Source organism: Pseudomonas sp. Pmew2 (assembly GCF_058129885.1).
Genome location: NZ_CM176702.1, coordinates 2,465,466 through 2,483,086, shown reverse-complemented (window position 1 = coordinate 2,483,086; position 17,621 = coordinate 2,465,466). Strand labels below are relative to the sequence as shown.

General features: G+C 60.3%; 18 protein-coding genes. 5 read left to right on the top strand and 13 right to left on the bottom strand.

Annotation, left to right across the window (positions count from 1 at the left end; genetic code table 11):
* Positions 1-217: 217 nt before the first annotated feature.
* From AC4ANK_RS11155 to AC4ANK_RS11145, 3 genes are all read right to left on the bottom strand, one after another.
* Complete coding sequence (locus tag AC4ANK_RS11155) at positions 218-1,183, bottom strand: L,D-transpeptidase family protein (protein ID WP_002553017.1); 966 nt, start codon at positions 1,181-1,183, stop codon at positions 218-220.
* 112 nt (positions 1,184-1,295) lie between these two features.
* Positions 1,296-1,577 carry a hypothetical protein gene (locus AC4ANK_RS11150; RefSeq protein WP_002553016.1) on the bottom strand — a complete coding sequence of 94 codons (282 nt, stop codon included), beginning with the start codon at positions 1,575-1,577 and terminating at the stop codon, positions 1,296-1,298.
* A gap of 56 nt (positions 1,578-1,633) precedes the next feature.
* Positions 1,634-2,239 (bottom strand): arylesterase, encoded by a 606-nt coding sequence (locus AC4ANK_RS11145; RefSeq protein WP_004664750.1) that lies wholly within the window; start codon positions 2,237-2,239, stop codon positions 1,634-1,636.
* A 10-nt stretch (positions 2,240-2,249) separates the two neighbouring features.
* Between AC4ANK_RS11145 and AC4ANK_RS11140 the strand changes: the two genes are divergently transcribed.
* Positions 2,250-2,933 (top strand): ABC transporter ATP-binding protein, encoded by a 684-nt coding sequence (locus AC4ANK_RS11140; protein ID WP_002553014.1) that lies wholly within the window; start codon positions 2,250-2,252, stop codon positions 2,931-2,933.
* Positions 2,933-5,449, top strand: a complete 2,517-nt coding sequence (locus AC4ANK_RS11135) for an ABC transporter permease (protein ID WP_031598287.1) — start codon at positions 2,933-2,935, stop codon at positions 5,447-5,449. Before AC4ANK_RS11140 ends, AC4ANK_RS11135 begins: the two co-directional genes overlap by 1 nt.
* 37 nt (positions 5,450-5,486) lie before the next feature.
* On the opposite strand, the gene greB is transcribed toward AC4ANK_RS11135, so the two are convergent.
* The 5 genes from greB to AC4ANK_RS11110 all read right to left on the bottom strand — a co-directional run bounded on the left by greB (position 5,487) and on the right by AC4ANK_RS11110 (position 8,953).
* The gene (greB, locus tag AC4ANK_RS11130) at positions 5,487-5,960 is read right to left on the bottom strand and encodes a transcription elongation factor GreB (protein ID WP_002553012.1); all 474 of its coding nucleotides are present in this window, start codon (positions 5,958-5,960) and stop codon (positions 5,487-5,489) included.
* Positions 5,961-6,006: 46 nt separating this feature from the next.
* Positions 6,007-6,336, bottom strand: a complete 330-nt coding sequence (locus AC4ANK_RS11125; protein WP_002553011.1) for a hypothetical protein — start codon at positions 6,334-6,336, stop codon at positions 6,007-6,009.
* A 104-nt stretch (positions 6,337-6,440) separates the two neighbouring features.
* The gene (locus AC4ANK_RS11120) at positions 6,441-6,749 is read right to left on the bottom strand and encodes a hypothetical protein (protein ID WP_002553010.1); all 309 of its coding nucleotides are present in this window, start codon (positions 6,747-6,749) and stop codon (positions 6,441-6,443) included.
* Between the two features lie 242 nt (positions 6,750-6,991).
* Positions 6,992-7,426 (bottom strand): DoxX family protein, encoded by a 435-nt coding sequence (locus AC4ANK_RS11115; protein ID WP_002553009.1) that lies wholly within the window; start codon positions 7,424-7,426, stop codon positions 6,992-6,994.
* 105 nt (positions 7,427-7,531) lie between these two features.
* Positions 7,532-8,953, bottom strand: coding sequence for an MltF family protein (locus AC4ANK_RS11110; RefSeq protein ID WP_002553008.1), 1,422 nt, complete (start codon positions 8,951-8,953; stop codon positions 7,532-7,534).
* A 182-nt stretch (positions 8,954-9,135) separates the two neighbouring features.
* Here AC4ANK_RS11110 and AC4ANK_RS11105 point away from each other — a divergent pair, with 182 nt between their 5' ends.
* From AC4ANK_RS11105 to AC4ANK_RS11095, 3 genes are all read left to right on the top strand, one after another.
* Positions 9,136-9,972 (top strand): TatD family hydrolase, encoded by an 837-nt coding sequence (locus AC4ANK_RS11105; protein ID WP_002553007.1) that lies wholly within the window; start codon positions 9,136-9,138, stop codon positions 9,970-9,972.
* 84 nt (positions 9,973-10,056) lie between these two features.
* Positions 10,057-11,532 (top strand): methyl-accepting chemotaxis protein, encoded by a 1,476-nt coding sequence (locus tag AC4ANK_RS11100; RefSeq protein WP_002553006.1) that lies wholly within the window; start codon positions 10,057-10,059, stop codon positions 11,530-11,532.
* A gap of 124 nt (positions 11,533-11,656) precedes the next feature.
* Complete coding sequence (locus tag AC4ANK_RS11095) at positions 11,657-11,899, top strand: hypothetical protein (protein ID WP_002553005.1); 243 nt, start codon at positions 11,657-11,659, stop codon at positions 11,897-11,899.
* A 13-nt stretch (positions 11,900-11,912) separates the two neighbouring features.
* Here AC4ANK_RS11095 and AC4ANK_RS11090 read toward each other — a convergent pair whose 3' ends face one another.
* From AC4ANK_RS11090 to AC4ANK_RS11070, 5 genes are all read right to left on the bottom strand, one after another.
* Positions 11,913-12,710, bottom strand: a complete 798-nt coding sequence (locus AC4ANK_RS11090) for an acyl-CoA thioesterase (RefSeq protein WP_005746099.1) — start codon at positions 12,708-12,710, stop codon at positions 11,913-11,915.
* 121 nt (positions 12,711-12,831) lie between these two features.
* Positions 12,832-13,593 (bottom strand): CHAD domain-containing protein, encoded by a 762-nt coding sequence (locus tag AC4ANK_RS11085; RefSeq protein ID WP_002553003.1) that lies wholly within the window; start codon positions 13,591-13,593, stop codon positions 12,832-12,834.
* Positions 13,594-13,617: 24 nt separating this feature from the next.
* A complete protein-coding gene (locus tag AC4ANK_RS11080; RefSeq protein ID WP_031597555.1) occupies positions 13,618-15,627 on the bottom strand; it encodes a transglutaminase TgpA family protein in 2,010 nt (669 codons plus the stop codon).
* Positions 15,624-16,607 (bottom strand): DUF58 domain-containing protein, encoded by a 984-nt coding sequence (locus AC4ANK_RS11075; RefSeq protein ID WP_460382940.1) that lies wholly within the window; start codon positions 16,605-16,607, stop codon positions 15,624-15,626. Before AC4ANK_RS11075 ends, AC4ANK_RS11080 begins: the two co-directional genes overlap by 4 nt.
* Complete coding sequence (locus AC4ANK_RS11070; protein ID WP_002553000.1) at positions 16,577-17,494, bottom strand: AAA family ATPase; 918 nt, start codon at positions 17,492-17,494, stop codon at positions 16,577-16,579. Before AC4ANK_RS11070 ends, AC4ANK_RS11075 begins: the two co-directional genes overlap by 31 nt.
* Between the last annotated feature and the right edge of the window lie 127 nt (positions 17,495-17,621).

The window sequence follows — 17,621 nt, the reverse complement described above, 5'->3', positions numbered from 1 at the left end:
GTCGGATCCCTTCGCCCTGTCACTGATCCGGGGGCCGCCGTCACTAACGTCGCACTCTGCGTCGTCAGTGCCACCGCGATAACAAAACGCTTTATCTATGTACAGTGATTGCGGGCATGACACTACGTTGCGCTGCAGCACAGATGTGACGTGAAGCGGCGCACCATAGCTGAGGTTATCGTAGCGCTCGCTCTAGCGTCGTTATACATAACGAGGACTACTGAAAAATCACAGGCTCTTCAGCACTCGCAGGCGCTTTGCCCGGTTCTGCGATTTCCACCGGCATGCCGTCTTCGGCCGCAACTACATCACGTACTACGTCCCAGTTCATGCGCAGGTTGTTGGCCAGGTCGTCACGTTTGAGCAACGCATTAATGACCGCAGTGTGCTTGTCGACAACCGACGGGTTGCCCAGATCATCGACCGGTGTGTGTGCTTCAAGGTAAACCTTGCCGCCACTGATGCCGAATTTGTAGGGCTCGCTGATGATTCGCACGGTCGTACCGACCGGAGCCATGTCGGCCAGTTCCAGCACGTTGTTGTTGTACATGCGGAAACAGCCATGACTGGTGCGCATGCCAATACCGAACTTCTTGTTCGAACCGTGGATCAGATAGCCGGAAAGCCCAAGACCGAATTTGAACGGCCCCAGCGGGTTATCCGGACCGGCAGGCACTACGTCAGGCAGCGGATCACCATCGGCGGCATGTTCGGCCTTGATCGAGGCAGGTGGCGTCCAGGTCGGGTTTGGCGTCTTGGCCGTTACCTTGGTCACCCCGATGGGCGAACCCCAGCCTTCACGACCGACACCCAGCGGATAGGTGTGCACGACATTCTGCCCTTTGGGGTAGTAGTACATGCGGTACTCGGCAAGGTTGATGACTATCCCTTCGCGCGGGCCCGGCGGCAGAATGAAGCGGGTCGGCAGCACGATGTCCTTGCCTGCACCCGGCAACCATGGGTCAACACCAGGGTTGGCCGCGATCATTTCCAGATAACCCAGATCGTATTTTGTGCCCAGATCGGCAAAGGTGTCCTCGTATTTGGCCTTGATGACCTGCACCTGGCCCACGATGTCCTCGCCGGGCGGCGGCAACGGAAATTCCAGAGCATGGACAGAGCTCGCCGCGCACAGAGCAGCAAGCGACAGACAGCGGGTAACGGCTGGTATGCGCGACAACATCCGGGAAGATCCTTCGGGTAACGACTAAAGAGATGGAAACAGGACCTGAAGTGTACACCGGCCCTTGCAGGATCGGGGATATCTGCGGTTGGCCTTCAGGCAGTCATGACAGCTAGAGTTCAGGCCAGATCGGGTTCATGCCCCTGCGCTGCGCATCCATGATGGCCTTGCACAGCGGGCACAGGCGCTCATCGCGCATGGCTTGCAGTTCGACGGCGCGCATCTGCGGCTGGGCAGGCAACAACGTGCCACACAACGTCCGGTCGATCGAGCCGCCCAGCTCCAATTGGCGAGCAATCAGATGGACGCGCACTTCCTGACAGGCGAACAGATCCAGCTGCTCATGGGGCTCAAGCATTTGATAGGCATACAGGGACCAGGCGGGACGCGGCATGGGGGGCTCCAGATCGGGGGCGCCACATTAGCCGAAAGCCCCCGTCCGGGAAAGCCTCAAAGCAGCGGTTTCAGGCTCGGCCAGACATTTTCCAGCAACTTGCCCTGAGCAGCCGCCGCCGGATGCAGACCATCAGCCTGCATCAGTTCGGGCACTCCGCCCACACCTTCCAGAAAGAAGGGCACAAACGGGACTTTTTTCTGCTCGGCCAGGTTGCTGTAAACCTCTTTGAACGCGTTGGTGTAACGCGGCCCGTAGTTAGGCGGTATCTGCATACCGAGCAGCAACACTTTCGCACCGGCTGCCCGAGAGCTGTCGATCATCGATGAAAGGTTTTGTTGCAATTGAGCGGGCTGCTGGCCACGCAGTCCGTCGTTGCCACCCAATTCGAGAATAACCAGTTCCGGCTTATGCTCTGCAAGCAGCGCAGGCAAACGCGCCTGGCCCCCGGCACTGGTGTCGCCACTGATCGACGCATTGACCACCTTGTCGTCGAATCCCTCCTTGCTCAGACGCTGCTCCAGCAGGCTGACCCACCCTACGCGGGTATCCAGTCCGAAAGCCGCACTGATACTATCCCCAACGATCAATACCGTGCCCGCCAACGCGCCCTGTGACAGCAGCAGTAACCCCAGGCCAGCACTTAAAAACAACGCACGCATCGGATTCTCCATGAGTGAAAGTATTCTCAGTGCCCAAAGCCTCAGCAAAGTAGTCCCCAGCACCGAAGGTGACCTGATCATCCTGCACGAACTCTCCCTGGAACTAAACAAGGGCGACACACTGGCCATCGTCGGTGCATCCGGTTCGGGCAAATCCACCCTGCTCGGCTTGCTTGCCGGGCTTGACCTGCCCAGCTCCGGTTCGGTCATCCTCTCGGGCCGCAACCTGAGTGAGCTGGATGAAGACCAGCGCGCCAGAGTACGCGCCGAGCACGTCGGTTTTGTATTTCAGTCATTCCAGTTGCTCGACAGCCTCAATGCGCTGGAAAACGTCATGTTGCCGATGGAGCTTGAAGGCCGCAAGGACGCCCGCGAAAAGGCTCGCGACCTGCTGGAGCGCGTAGGCCTTGGCCAGCGCCTGACCCACACACCGCGTCAGTTGTCCGGAGGCGAACAACAACGTGTCGCCATCGCCCGCGCGTTTGCCGCCGACCCGGACGTACTGTTTGCCGACGAACCCACCGGCAACCTGGACAGCCACACTGGCGAGCGTATCAGCGACCTGCTGTTCGAACTGAACAAGGAGCGCAACACCACGCTGGTGCTGGTGACTCACGATGAGCGTCTGGCGCATCGCTGCCGCCGCCTGATCCGTCTTGAAGGGGGCCGACTGGTCGCCCCGCTGGAGCCTTGATGGCACGTTTGCCTTTTGCCCGTCTGCTAAGCCTCGCCGCCCGCCAACTGCTGCGCGATGCACGCGCCGGAGAGTTGCGGGTGTTGTTCTTTGCCCTTCTGGTAGCCGTGGCTGCCAGCACCGCCATCGGTTATTTCGGTGCGCGCCTGAACGGCGCAATGCTGTTGCGGGCAACCGAGTTTCTTGGCGCTGATCTGATTCTGGAGGGTTCCAGCCCGGCGCGCGCCGAGCAGGTCGAGGAAGGCAAGCGCCTGCAACTCAAGCAAGCGCAGATCGTGATCTTTTCCAGCGTGATCGCCACCGATGCCGGTATCCAATTGTCCAGCATCAAAGCAGTGGATGACGCTTACCCACTGCGCGGCGAGCTTAAAAGCGCAGCGGACCTGTATCAGACCGAGCAGGCTGGCAGCGGCCCCAGGCCCGGTGAAGCCTGGGCCGAGGCGCGACTGTTTCCAGCCGTTGATCTGAAGGTCGGTGATGATATCGACGTCGGCTCGAAAACCCTGAAACTGACTCGGGTACTGACGTACGAGCCAGACCGTGCGGGCAACTTCTACAGCCTGACCCCGAGGGTGATGATAAATCTCAAGGATCTCGCCGCTACCGGCGTAGTGCAACCGGGCAGCCGAGTCAGTTACCGGGAAATGTGGAGCGGCCCGCCCGAAGCGCTGGCCGCCTACCGTAAAGCCATCGAGCCGACTCTGGAACCGCATCAGGAAATCAAGGACGCCCGCGATGGCAGTCAGCAGATTGGTGGCGCGCTGGGCAAGGCTGAACGTTATCTGAATATGGCGAGCCTGGTGGCCGTACTGCTGGCAGGCGTTGCCGTGGCGCTTTCGGCATCCAGGTTTGCCGCACGGCGCTTCGATGCCAGCGCCCTGCTGCGCTGTCTGGGCCTGTCACGCGGCGAGACCATGACCCTGTTCAGCCTGCAACTGGCGATCATCGGCCTGCTGGCCAGCCTGAGCGGCGCGCTGCTGGGCTGGCTGGCGCAATTGGGATTATTTGCACTGCTGCAGAATCTGTTGCCGGCCGCCGTACCACCGGGCGGCCTTTTGCCTGCGCTGGCAGGCATGGGCACCGGGCTGGTGGCGTTGGCCGGTTTCGCCCTGCCGCCACTGGCAGCACTGGGTCGCGTGCCGCCGCTGCGCGTGCTGCGCCGTGACATGCTGCCGATTCCCGCCAGCTCATGGCTGGTGTATGGCGCGGCGCTGTTCGCGCTGGGCCTGATCATGTGGCGCCTGAGCCTGGACCTGGTGCTGACCTTTGCCCTGTTGGGCGGTGGCGTCGTCGCCGCGCTGATACTGGGCAGCCTGTTGCTGCTGGCGCTTAACAGCCTGCGCCGCCTGCTGGCCGGTGCGTCGCTGCCCTGGCGGCTGGGCCTGGGGCAACTGCTGCGTTACCCGCTGGCCGCTGCCGGTCAATCTCTGGCCTTCGGCCTGATCCTGCTGTCGATGGGTTTGATCGCGCTGCTGCGCGGTGAACTGCTCGACACCTGGCAAAACCAGCTGCCCAAGGACGCACCAAACTATTTCGTGCTCAATGTGTTGCCATCAGAGAAAGAAAACTTCGCCCAGACCCTGAGCAAGCTGTCCACCCACTCGGCTCCGCTCTACCCGGTAGTGCCGGGACGTCTGACCAGCATCAACGGTGAACCGGTGGGCAACTTCGTGACCAAGGACTCGCGTGGTGAAAACGCCACTCGCCGCGACCTTAGCCTGACCTGGGCCGCCGATTTGCCCGAAGGCAATACCCTGACTGCCGGTAACTGGTGGAAGGCGCTGCCGGCCTCAGGCCAGAGCGACGCGACGCCCGGGGTATCGATCGAGACCAAGCTGGCCGAAAGCCTGAAGATCAAGCCGGGCGACCGCCTGAGCTTCATTGTCGGTGGCCTGACGCGTGAAGCCTTAGTCACCAGCCTGAGGGACGTGAACTGGGATACCTTCCAGCCCAACTTCTTCATGATCTTCCAGCCTGGCACTCTGGCTGATTTGCCCACCACTTACCTGACCAGCTTCTACTTGCCGCCTGGCCAGGATAAACAGATTGTCGAACTGTCGCGGGCCTACCCGTCGATCAGTATTCTGGGAGTGGAGGCCTTGCTGGCGCAGGTGCGCAGTATTCTTGATCAGGTTACGCTGGCCGTGCAATTCGTGCTGCTGTTTGTGCTGGCGGCCGGTATTGCCGTGCTGTTCTCAGGGTTGCAGGCGACCCTGGACGAACGCATCCGTCAGGGCGCGCTGCTGCGTGCACTCGGCGCAGAGCGAGCACTGCTGATCAAGTCACGGCGCATCGAATTCGGTTTGCTGGGGGCTGCAAGCGGCGTGCTGGCGGCGCTGGGCTGTGAGCTGGTGAGCTTCGTGCTGTACCGCTACGCCTTCTCACTGGAATGGCAGCCGCATCCGTGGCTACTGCTGCTGCCGGTAATCGGTGCCCTACTGGTGGGTGGCGCTGGCGTATTCGGCACACGCCGCGCACTGAACGTCAGCCCGTTGACCGTGCTGCGCGAGGGTTGAGGGCGACTGGCCGGACCACGACGCTGTGCGTCCGGCCTCACTTCTCGTAATCAATCGAATTCACGAACCACAGCTTTTCGCCTTCCGGCGTGTTGACCAGCACCTCATCGCCCTCTTCCTTCTTCAACAAGGCGCGTGCCATGGGCGAGTCGATGGAAATGTAATCGTTGCGCCCGTAGATCTCGTCATACCCGACAATGCGAAATTTCTTGAGGTCGCCCGCTTCGTTCTCGATCTCGACCCAGGCACCGAAGAACACTCGCCCTTCCTGCTCCGGCGAATACTGGACGACACGCATGTCTTCAAGGCGCTTGCGCAGGTAGCGCACGCGCCGGTCGATCTCGCGCAGCAGTTTCTTGTTGTACTGGTAATCCGCGTTCTCGCTGCGATCACCCAACGACGCTGCCCAGGCGACCTTTTGAGTAATGTCAGGCCGGTGCTCTCGCCACAGGTAATCGAGTTCTTTCTTCAGGGCTTCATGCCCGCCCCTGGTGATGATCTTTGTACTCAAGACGTTTCTCCAGCCCTGCAAAAATCAGTTCGACAGGCATAAAAAGTCAGCGACGCGCCACCTCATGCTGGATGCAGCCGTCGTAATACACCTTGCTGACAGCATCAGGCTTCAAACGCGACTCGCTGTCGTAGGTCTGCTCGGTGATACGCAATGCCATGGGTCGCATCCACTGTTTGGCGAACTTGCGCGCCTGCAGCTTTTGCCGCGCCCCGTAACGGGTAACGCCTGACAGCTTGGAAGCCTGCGCACCACCGGCAATGGTCGAGCCCCAGCGACAAAGATAACGCTCGTTCTCCGTCGCGTTTCTGGCCTGAACGGAAAAAGCCAGCCCGGAAAGCGTCAGGCACGCCAGAGCACAATAGACCAAACGCATGCGAAAACCACCTAATCCTTTGATAAGGCGGCGATTTTGCCTGTCAGTTCACCAGCCGGGGGCCAGCAATATGCCTTCTATGCCAATTGAATACGTCCGCCGTTTCAACCCAGCGTAATCAGGCCCTGACGGGCTATACGCGTCAGGTCACAAATGAGCTGCTCGACGTCGTCAGCCTGCGGCGATTGCACCACCGCCAGGTCGAACTCATCGTTGCCAAAGTGGCTCAACGACGAGTTCGTATCGACAAACTGAATTAGAAACGCACAGTTACCAGCGCCCCGACGAGGCCAGCCATCGAGATAGCGCAACAGCGTAGGCTGATGAGAGCCGCTCAGAAGGATTTTTGGGTTCTTGCGTGACAAGACCGTGCTGATCGGGGAAAGACGAATGAGGGGGCGCAGGTTGTTCATGGTTATATCTCTGCCTCGCAAGATCCGCTGGGCAGCGGTGAGAGGCAACACCGAACCAACGTTTTAGCGGTATTTCGACAAGACCTGAGCCTTGCCAGGCGCCCCGCAAGTAGTTGTTAAATCGGCGCTTGAGCACGCATCCTAGAGAAACGCCCCATTCATTGTCAATTGTCATCCGTGACGCGAGCCTGCAAACGCACAAGGCCCGCCAGAAGCGGGCCTTGCAGAACAAGCATAGCCGGTTATCGGGAGATGACGCGGTCCAGCGACAACTTGCCTGCACCTTCGATAAGCACTGCCAGAGCGCCGCCGAGCAACGCCAGCGCATACTCATAACCGTTATTGGCCATGAAGAAACCGTTATGGATATGCACGGTAAAGATCGCTACCAGCAACAACAGGATCACCACTACCGCAGCCGGACGAGCCAGCAGCCCCAACAGCAGGCCCAGACCGCCAAAGAACTCGGCGCTGCCAGACATCAGCGCCATCAGATAACCCGGTGTCAGGCCCAGGCTTTCCATGTACTGCGCAGTGCCTTCCAGGCCATAACCGCCGAAGGCCCCGAACAGCTTCTGACTACCGTGAGCGATAAAGGCAATACCGACAATAACGCGCAACAGGGTAAGGCCGTAACCGGCGCGAGTGCTGAGAACCGATTTGATCATTGTGTTCATGTGGGTAATTCCGGGATTGATTAAGTGAAAGTGGCGCCATCATAATCAAATTTACTTATGTGAAAACCGCAAATAACAGCACGTAACAATCCAATAAATCGATGATTAGCGTTTTACGGCGGTTTTCGGCCCACTCTTTTCCAGCGAGTCTCGCTCGCGATCAAATGCCAGGTAATACTTGTTCACGCTGTTGACGAACGCGACGACGTTGGCACCGCCCTGCTCCATTGCCACGCGCTCGGTCTGGAAAAACCACTGATCTGGATTGAGCCCCCGCCGCCGCGCTTCCTCTCGCATGCCTTGCACACGCCCCGGCCCCAGGTTGTAGGCGGCCATCACAAACGCCATACGCTCGCGCTCGTTGACTCGGCTGCTGGAGAAATACTTGCGCTGGATCAGCGCCATGTAACGCGAACCTGCACGGACGTTGTCGTCAGCGCTCTGAATGCTCGGTACTCCGACGCTTTTTGCCGCCGACGGAGTGATCTGCAACAGCCCTGTCGCGCCGCCACTGCCCTTGGCCGCCGGGTCGAGCTTCGACTCCTTGAACGCCAGGGCAGCGAGGTCCAGCCAGTCCATACCCTGCGCATCGGCGTGGCGTTGCAGCATCGGACGCAGTTGCTCAAGACGTTGCAGGTTGTTGCGTACCAGCGGGTTGTTGACCTTGTAGGTGTTTTTGTAAGCCTTGGCGAGCACCTGATCCTGCTGAGCCGAAGGTTTATAGCCTTTGAGGAAATCATCGATACTGGCCCGCAGCTGGGTTGCGTTGTCGCGTACAAACCAGCTGATGTCGCCGTGGGTCTGTAGGGTCAGGCCGCGCTCGATACGCAGCTTGGGCATGATCTTCGCCCAACGCTCGGCAATAGGCTGCTCGACCAGTGTCATCGGGTAAATACCGGCCTGGACCATTTCCAGCACATCTTCGACTGCCAGGCTAGGGTCGACCCATTCGATCTTGGCCAGCGGCAGCTTGCGCAGCTCCAGTTGCCGGTTGACCTGATGCAGGGCCTCGTCGGCCGCGCTGCCGGTGGGCAGGCTCAGTGTATGTCCCGACAGTTGCTCCACACGCCGTACGTTGCGCTGGCCACGCGCGCCGACCAGCACCAGAGGCACATCATGAATGATCGGCGCACTGGCCTGAACACCTTTGGCTTCGCTGACATCAAGCAGTTCGCCAGGCGCGATCATATCGCCTTCGCCGCGCTGCAACGCTGTCAGTAACTGGTTCTTGGCCTTGGGTATGACTTTAAGTGTGACCTTCTGAGCGCCGCGCGAATGGCTGTTGAGGTACTGTTCGAAGGCTTGCAGGCGATGATATTCGATGCCGATTTCCTGACCCTTGACGTCACCGGAGCTGTTGCGGCTTTGATTGACCAGCACGCGCAGCACCTTGCTGCTGCGAATGGCAGGCAGATCGCGCACCTGCGCGTTGTGCTGCACGGCCTGCGGGCCAGTCTGACGAGCAGAAACCTGCAGCGGCAGCAGCGCCAACAGACACATAAAAGACACAAGCGCGGATCGGATCATTCACTTCCCCAGGGCAACGCCGGAAAAAAAAACAGGAAAAAGGAAATCTTGAGGTCACGCAGCAGCATCGAACAGCGAAGGAAATCGTTGAACCATCCGGCTCAATCGCTTGAATACCCAGCGTTTTCTTATTGTGGCCGGAGCTCTGGTATGCTCGACAGCCTTCAGCTGGAGGTAGCACCATGCAACTCATCGACATCGGCGTCAATCTGACCAACGCAAGCTTCGCCTCGCAACGACAGGCGGTACTCGATCGCGCCTATGCCGCAGGCGTCGAGCAACTGGTGGTGACCGGCACCAGCGTCGAGGGCAGCGAACACGCCTTGCAGCTGTGTCACGAGCTGGATGAAAGCGCGCAACGCCTGTTCTGCACGGCAGGCATCCACCCGCACTCGGCGAGCGATTGGACCGGTGACACCGAGAAACAGTTGCATGCGCTGCTCAAGGAAAATCGCGTTCGCGCCGTGGGTGAATGCGGCCTGGATTTCAATCGCGACTTCTCGCCTCGTCCGCAGCAGGAAAAGGTTCTTGAAGCGCACCTGGCCATGGCGGTGGAACTGCAATTGCCGGTGTTTCTGCATGAACGTGACGCCAACCAGCGCCTACTGGAGATTCTGCGTGACTACCGCGACCGTCTGCCGGCTGCGGTGGTGCACTGCTTTACTGGCGAACGCGCCGCCCTGTTCAGTTATCTGGACCTCGACCTGCACATCGGTATCACCGGCTGGATCTGCGATGAGCGACGCGGCACGCATCTGCACCCGCTGGTGGGCAATATTCCTCGCGGCCGGCTGATGCTGGAAAGCGATGCGCCTTATCTTCTGCCACGCAGCCTGCGCCCGAAGCCGAAAAATGGCCGCAACGAACCCGCTTACCTGCCGGAAGTCTTGCGCGAAGTGGCTTTGCATCGCGGCGAAAGCCAGGAAGATCTCGCCCGTCACAGCACGGCCTGCGCGCGGGAGTTTTTCGATTTACCCTCCCTGGAACAGATAACCGGCGAAAATCTGCAGCTTTCTTGACCCGCATCAAGGGTCTCTTTGATGGCTGAGGCATCGTGATAGCATCTTGCTGCTACCTCACACGACCATCAAAGAAGACCGCTCATGGGCTCATGGCTTGGCAACCTGTCACTGAAATATAAATTCTGGGCCGTGAATGCGGTCGCCTTCGTCACAACCCTGTTGCTGGTGCTTTACGCCATGCAAGCAGAACAGCAGGCACGAGTAGATACGTCACGTCAGGCAGCGCAAGCTCAGGCCCGCTTGCTGGCCGCGTGGCCTGCCGACGCAGTGCTGCCCGCCAGTGATACGTTGCTGACTTACAACAAAGGTCAGACACCGACCTTCAATACCCTCGCGCTGCCGGAACTGGCTGACGCCCGCGACTGGGTTGCGCTCAATAAACCAGCCAACGACAGACTGCTGAGCGGCGCGCAGATCTTCACCCGCAGCACCGGCCAGCAGGTCGCGGTGCTGGCTTTTGCTCCGACCTTCCTGCAGGTATTTCAAGATCGCTTCAGCCATTACGCAGCCGCGGTTTTCGTGCTGATGCTGTTGATGCTCTGCGCCTCGCAACTGCTGATCCGTTTTCTGCTCAGCCAGCTCAACGCGCTCAAGGATGTGATGCTGCACGTCGAAAAAAGCGGCGATCTGGCGGCCCGCGTGCCTAACCGCAGTGACGATGAGGTTGGGCAGATGGCCAAGGCGTTCAATGCCATGCAGGCCGGGTATCAGCGAGTGGTCAATACGGTTTCGCAAACCGCTGGCCGCCTCGATCAGGGTGCAGCGCATCTGGCTGCGGGCATGAAAGATGTACGCCAGGGCATGCTCGGCCAGCAAAGCGAAACCGATCAGGTGGCCACGGCAATCAACGAGATGACCGCCACGGTACATCACATTGCCCAGCACGCCACGGCCACACGCGACCAGTCGCAGACCGCCGACGCGTTGGCGGGCAGTGGCAAGGAAGTGGTCGACCGCGTGCAGGTATCCATCGCCGGGCTCTCCAGCGGCGTGCAACAGACCGCCGAAATGATCCAGCGCATGGCCCAGGACAGCCAGAAGATCAACGGCGTGGTCAACGTGATCCACAGCATTGCCGAACAGACCAACCTGCTGGCCCTGAATGCCGCCATCGAAGCCGCACGCGCCGGGGAAATGGGCCGCGGCTTCGCCGTGGTAGCCGACGAAGTGCGCAATCTGGCCAAACGGGTGCAGACCTCGACCGATGAAATCACCACAATGGTTTCGACCCTGCAAAGCGGCACCCGCGATGCGGTGGATTTCATGCAGGAGAGCTCATTCAAGGCCGATGAATGCGTGCAGCAGGCCAAGGAAGCGGGCGAAGCGCTGGCGGCCATTGCCGGTGCCGTGGCACAGATGCGCGAAAGCAATACGCAGATTGCCGTCGCCGCGCAGCAGCAAAGTCAGGTGGCCGAGGAAATGAACCGTGCGGTGGTGAGTATCCGCGATGTCACCGAACGCACGGTGGTGCAGACCGTGGACTCGGCCAGCACCAGTGACGAACTCGCCATGCTGGCGGGCGAGTTGAATGCTGCAATCGGCCAGCTCAAGTTGTAACAGGCTATCGCGGCGATAGACAGGCTTGAGTCGTCAGCGATCAGCAAGCGGGCCTATGCTTCAGGCATTGAACGGCGCTTTACGCACCGTCCTGAACAAGCGCTATCTTTAAGAGGACCGCAGCATGAACAAGCCACTTTCCGATCTGCAGCTCAATCAATGGCGTAACAACAACGACAATCAGGGGCACTCGGCCAGCCTGGCCATGTACCTGATTGCCGTACCATTGTTCATTCTGGCGGCCCTGCTGATACTCAACGGCCTGTTCTCCGAGAGCCTGCCATCGATTGCCATCGGCGTGATCGGCCTGCTGGCTGCGCTGGGTTTTCAACGCAAGGACGCCGCCCGCTCCGCCCGGAAATATTGACCTGCCTTGTCATTCAGCCAAACACCGTCACCGTCTGGCGGCTGATTGCGATCAGTTCGCCGTCGGGGCTCCACAACGCTGCGGCGGTGTGACCATAGCCATCCCGGGCGTGTTCGATGACTGCGCGATAACTGCACCATTGCAGCGTATCGAGCAATGGCTGTGGCTGGACGAATTCGATGGTCCAGGTCAGCGAACTACCCGGTGCGGGCTTGTTGAGGTGCGGCAATACCGCAGGCGGCCAGGTGTCGACCAGCGCCAGAATATGGGCCTCGCTCATGGGGCTGGCATGCGCCTCATCACGAAAACGCACATGACCACCAATTGCCGGTGACGGGGTATTGCTGAATGGCATGCCGCCCAGCGCCCAACGAATGTCCATGAAACGCAAGTAGTCGGGCATCACGCCCTTGGCAAAAGGCAGCTCCGGGCATTGTTCTACCGGCTTGAGCACTGGCGCGGCCTCTGCTGCAACCGCAATCATCGACTCACGAGGTGCGCCGAAGCTGCCTTGTATCAGGGTCATCACCTGACCGTTCTGCATGGCGCGCCCCGACACCTGACTGACAGCCTTGCCGTGACGCAGAATTTCAACGTCAAAGGCAATCGGCACGCCCGGCTCGGCCGGCCCGACAAAGGTAATCGCCAGCGAGCGAACCGGGCGCCCTTCCGGCACCTCGGCACGCATCGCTTCATAGGTCAGCGCCGCCATCAACCCGCCGAAGCAGGCGCGCCCCTGGGACCATTCGGCAGGGATCGTGACAGCACGCGGGTCGCGACGCACCGCATCGATCAATTCGGAAAAGGTCATGCTTACTCCAGCAAGTCGACACACAAGTGGATGGATGATAACCATCCTCTTAGTCAACGACATGCCGCATATTGGCCATTATTGCGGCCTGAATGACCTATTCCATAAAAAAGCCACTGCCTTAGAAACATGCCTTGGCCAGCCGCTTGAGCGACGCCTCGGCCTTGCGCTCGGCACGCACGATGCCGATCTGCCAACCCGCAATGCACGGCGCCAGATCCGGCTGCTCGGCAGCCTGCGCCAGCCATTGCAAATGATCATGCCAGTCGCCCAGCTCGCCTTGTGCGGCCTTGAGCCGGGCCTGCATGTTTTTCGGCTGGTGACTGAGTTCCGGGTACGCTTCGGCGGCGTAACGCACGCGTTTGATCAGCAGGCGCAGATCATGCCGATCATGCCCAGGCTCGGCGATGGCCACACGTAGCTTGCTCCACTGTTTGTCCATACGCTTTTCGATGGTCTTGCGCAGGCCGCGCAACATTCCCTGACGCTGTTGCAAACGCAGTAGCTCCGGAAATAGATCGATCAGTTTGAGCAAGCGGCTTAGTTCAGGCGACGTCGCAACCCTGGGGCAGGCATTTCCCAAGTACTGGTTGCGCTTGAAAGCCGCCTCGTTCAGGCCCTGCTCTTCGAGAAACGCGGCGAGCACCTGCATGTCACGCAAAGGCGTGGTCAGTTGCCCTACCGCTTTTGCGGCCTCTTCCAGTTCTGCGGCAGCCGGGTTTTCCCGCAGGGGCCGCAGTACGCTACGCAGACGACGCACGGTGGTACGCAAATCATGCAGCGCTTCGCTGTCCGTCGAAACTGCAAGGCGTGCCTGGCACGCGAGCAATTTGACATCCAGCGCCAGCACCTCGGCCACCAGATGATCCACCATTGAAGACATGCAATTCCCCTTCGACACACTCATTCATGAATGCCTGTCCCTGACGGCTGACAACCTCCATGGCAGACGACGACGCAACGTGCTTAATGCATGCCTCAAGCGGCTGGCCGAAGCAAGCCGCCCGGCATAGCGCTGCGCCTGAAATTCGCGGATGAAAGCTTCGATGGCCTCGGCATGCTGCGGAAAATACAGCACCGCTCTGCGGCAGAATGCGTCAGCGCCTTCACCCGGCATACGACGCAGACCATGACGGGCGAGCAAGCGTTCAAATGCGTTGAACACCCGCAGTTGCGAGTCGCTTTCGCGCTGCCAGGGTTTAAACAGCCATAATGCAATCAGGCCCAGTGAAAGCAAGGTCCCCAGGACGAAAACCGGTGCCTGAAACCCTGAAAACCAACGGCCGAGAATTTGTAACTGCTGTTGTCCCTGATAGCCCAGCACCCAGCGCTGCCAGCCATAGTTGAGGTTATCCCAGCTCAGGCGTATGGCGTTGACCCAAGGCACATTGCGATAGCGTAACGCTGAATAAGGCGAGTCCTGCAGAAAGGCTTCGCCTGCTGCCAGCGCTTGCTCCAAGCCCTGTTCGATACGCTGCGGTGCAACTGCTGCGGTGGGGTCGACACTGCGCCAGCCGATACCCGGCTGCCAGTATTCGACCCACGCATGCGCGTCGAACTGGCGCACGGTCAGGTAGTGCCCGTCAGGGTTCAGTTCACCGCCTTGATACCCGGCCACGACCCGCGCCGGAATACCCGCAGCGCGCAGCACAAAAGTCATTGCCCCGGCGTAGTGGGCGCAAAAACCCTGACGACTCGCAAACAGAAACTCATCAATGCTGTCATTGCCCAACGGTGCGGGCTTGAGGGTGTAGTGAAACGGCTGGTCGCTGAAATAACCCAGCATCGCGGCGACCATCGCATCCGCCGTAGTGTAGCGACGGCGCAGTTCAGCCGCCCACTGCCGGGCCTGATCATTCCCCTTGGCGGGCAATTGCAGGTTTTGGCGCTGGACCTGTTCGCTGGATTGCGGGTCGCGAATACTCAGCGGCCAGGAATTGACGGCATATAACAGCGATTGCTCAACGGGACGCCGGCGTTGCAGGCGGAAGTCGCTCATCTGCCGAACGTCCGGCAACGTGGTCTCGGCCACGTCGAGGCTCGGCAACCAGGGCCGACCGCTGGCTTCCATGACAATGCTGTAAGCCAGTGGATCGCCGCGCTTTTCCCACTGCGGGATCTGCACGGTCTGGGCACGTGCCGACTGTGACCAGCGCCGCCCATCGAACTGCTCAAGGGTCAGACCGCGCCAGTACAACTGATTACGCGCCGGTATCGGCCCTTCAAAACTGGCCCGAAATACCAGTGCCGGCGACTTGCTCAGCTCGGCCATGTCGCCCGGTGCCATGTTGTCGGACAGCCCAGTGACGCCCTTGTTGCTCGGTTGCGGCAACGACCAAAGCGGGTCCAGACGTGGAAAAAACAGAAACAGCACAAGCATCAACGGCACAGCCTGCGCCATCAGCTTGAACGCCAGCTTGAGCGTATCGGTTGATCTGCCAGCCAGATCCGCGTGCTGCAGCCCGATCAACGCGGCCAGCAGCGCGCCGACCGGCAGCAGGCTGAAAAGCGCCCATAGCAGGTTGTCTTCAAACAGATAGCCGACCGCCACGCAAAAGAAACCGAGGAAGATCAGCACCCGAGCGTCGCGATGGTTGTTCATTTCCAGCATTTTCAGAACGAATGCCGCAACCAGTAAAGCCGCACCGGCGTCCAGCCCGACCAGACTGCCACGCGCCAGATACACGCCCCCGGCGGTGCCCACCAGCAACCCTGACTTGATCCAGGTGCCGGGCAGCCGCGCGCGCATCCGGAACACCTGAACCCGCCAGCATGTGCAGCCCAGCCACAGAAGCGTGATCGATACCGGCACGTGCAGCGCGAACGGCAACACGACCAATGCCTGCGCCAATAGCAGCCAGGTAAGGCTGACACGCGGAATGGGTGCGGCTGCGAGCGCTTTATTCTTGTCACTCATGATCGATGACCATAAAGCGCCAAGGCGCGCAGGCAGGCTTCGCGGTGCGCATCACCGCTGTCGACCGTGGACAGAAAACCTGGCAGGCGCAAGGCAAACGGCTGACGACGCTGGGACAGCTCCAGCACCCAATAACACAGGCGCGACAAGCGCTCCTCGATATCGCCGCCCAGCGCCATGAAGTCCAGGCACAGGTCGTGGCCGCTCAAGTCAGTGAAGTCCTTGACCAGCAACCCCTGACCTCGGGAATAGGCTTTCCAGTGCAGGCGACTGAGGTTATCGCCCGGCTGGTAGCTGCGCAGCCCCTGATAATCATCGACACCGGCACCCTGAGTGGCCTGACCGTCGTCCTCGGCGTGGGGCTGCACGCCTTTTAGCTGCGGCATGGCACCCGACAGTGGCCGCGGATAGATCAAGGCGCTCTGCTCCAGATCCAGCCAGCTCCAGGCGCGGAAAATGCCCAGCGGAAACACACTCTCGACCCGCAGCCTTGGCGCATGCAGCCAGCCGCGCTTTTCGGCAGGCAGGGTCAGTTCCACATCGGTCAGCCCGCGAGGCAGTACATCGCCGGATTGCAGAGCTGTCGCAGTCCAACCCACGCCCAAGGCGTGGTGGGCCTGGCTGGCACTTTCCAGGCGCAGGCGCAATTGCACCGGTTCGCCGACAAACACTGAACGCGCCACACCCGCACTGAGAATCAGGCCGCTGACGTTGCGATACGTGTGCAAAATGGCCAGCACGCCAATCGACAACAACAGAAAGGTCAGCCCGTAGGCCAGGCTGTTTTGATAATTGATCGCCACCAGCAGCATGAGCACGATCACGACCGCAAAGGTCATGCCGGTGCGCGTCGGCATGATGAAGATGCGCCGATGGTCGAGCGTGATGCGTGACGCCGGAGGAATTCGTCTTGCCAGCCAGCGTTGCCAAAACGGTTTGAGCAGCTCGATCAAAGCACCGGCACCTCGCGCAATAACCACTGCACCAGCGCTCCGCCGCCATGCCCGGTCGGGTCGCTGCGCTCGCGCAGCCGATGGCCGACCACCGACGGCAATACCGCCTGCACATCCTCGGGAATGACGTAATCACGCCCCAGCAACATCGCCCAGGCCCGCGCTGCGGCCAGAATCGCCAGGCTCGCCCTGGGCGACAGTCCATAGGCGAATTGCGGCTGGCTGCGGGTTGCCTCGACCAGGCGCAGCACATAGTCGACCAGTGCATCGCTGGCCCGCAACTGCCGTGCATGCGCCTGCAACTGGCCAAGCATGGCGTGGTCCAGAATCGGCTGCAGGCGCGGTAAAAGTTCGCGACGTGACTCGCCAAGCAGCAACGCTTTCTCCGCCGCTCTCGCCGGATAGCCCATGGAGATGCGCATCAGGAACCTGTCCAGCTGAGACTCGGGCAAGGCAAAGGTGCCACCGGAGCTGAACGGGTTCTGCGTAGCGATCACGAAGAATGGATCGGGCAACAGACGTGTCGCGCCCTCGATGGAGACCTGCCCTTCTTCCATGGCTTCCAGCAACGCGCTCTGGCTCTTGGGCGTGGCGCGGTTGATTTCGTCGGCCAGCACCAGTTCGGCGAAGATCGGCCCGGGATGAAAGGTGAATTGCCCGCTGTCCCGATCAAATACCGACGTCCCCAGGATGTCACCCGGTAGCAGGTCGGACGTGAACTGAATGCGCTGATAACTCAGGCCCAGAATTTTCGCCAGCGCATGGCTGAGCGTGGTCTTGCCCATCCCCGGCAAGTCTTCGATCAGCAAATGCCCGCCGCCGATCAGGCAGGTCATCGCCAGCCGTACCTGCACTTCCTTGCCCAGTACCACTTCATTGATGGCGCTCAGGCATGCATCGAGTTTTCTACCCATCGAAAGCCCCTTCCGGCAACTGCTTAATGACTGTGGGACTGCAAGCGATGCTAGTGTCCGAACACTTTAAGATGAGCGTAGGCCGTTTCGCTAGAGTCGGTAGGGATTCGATGTGATGCGAGCATAC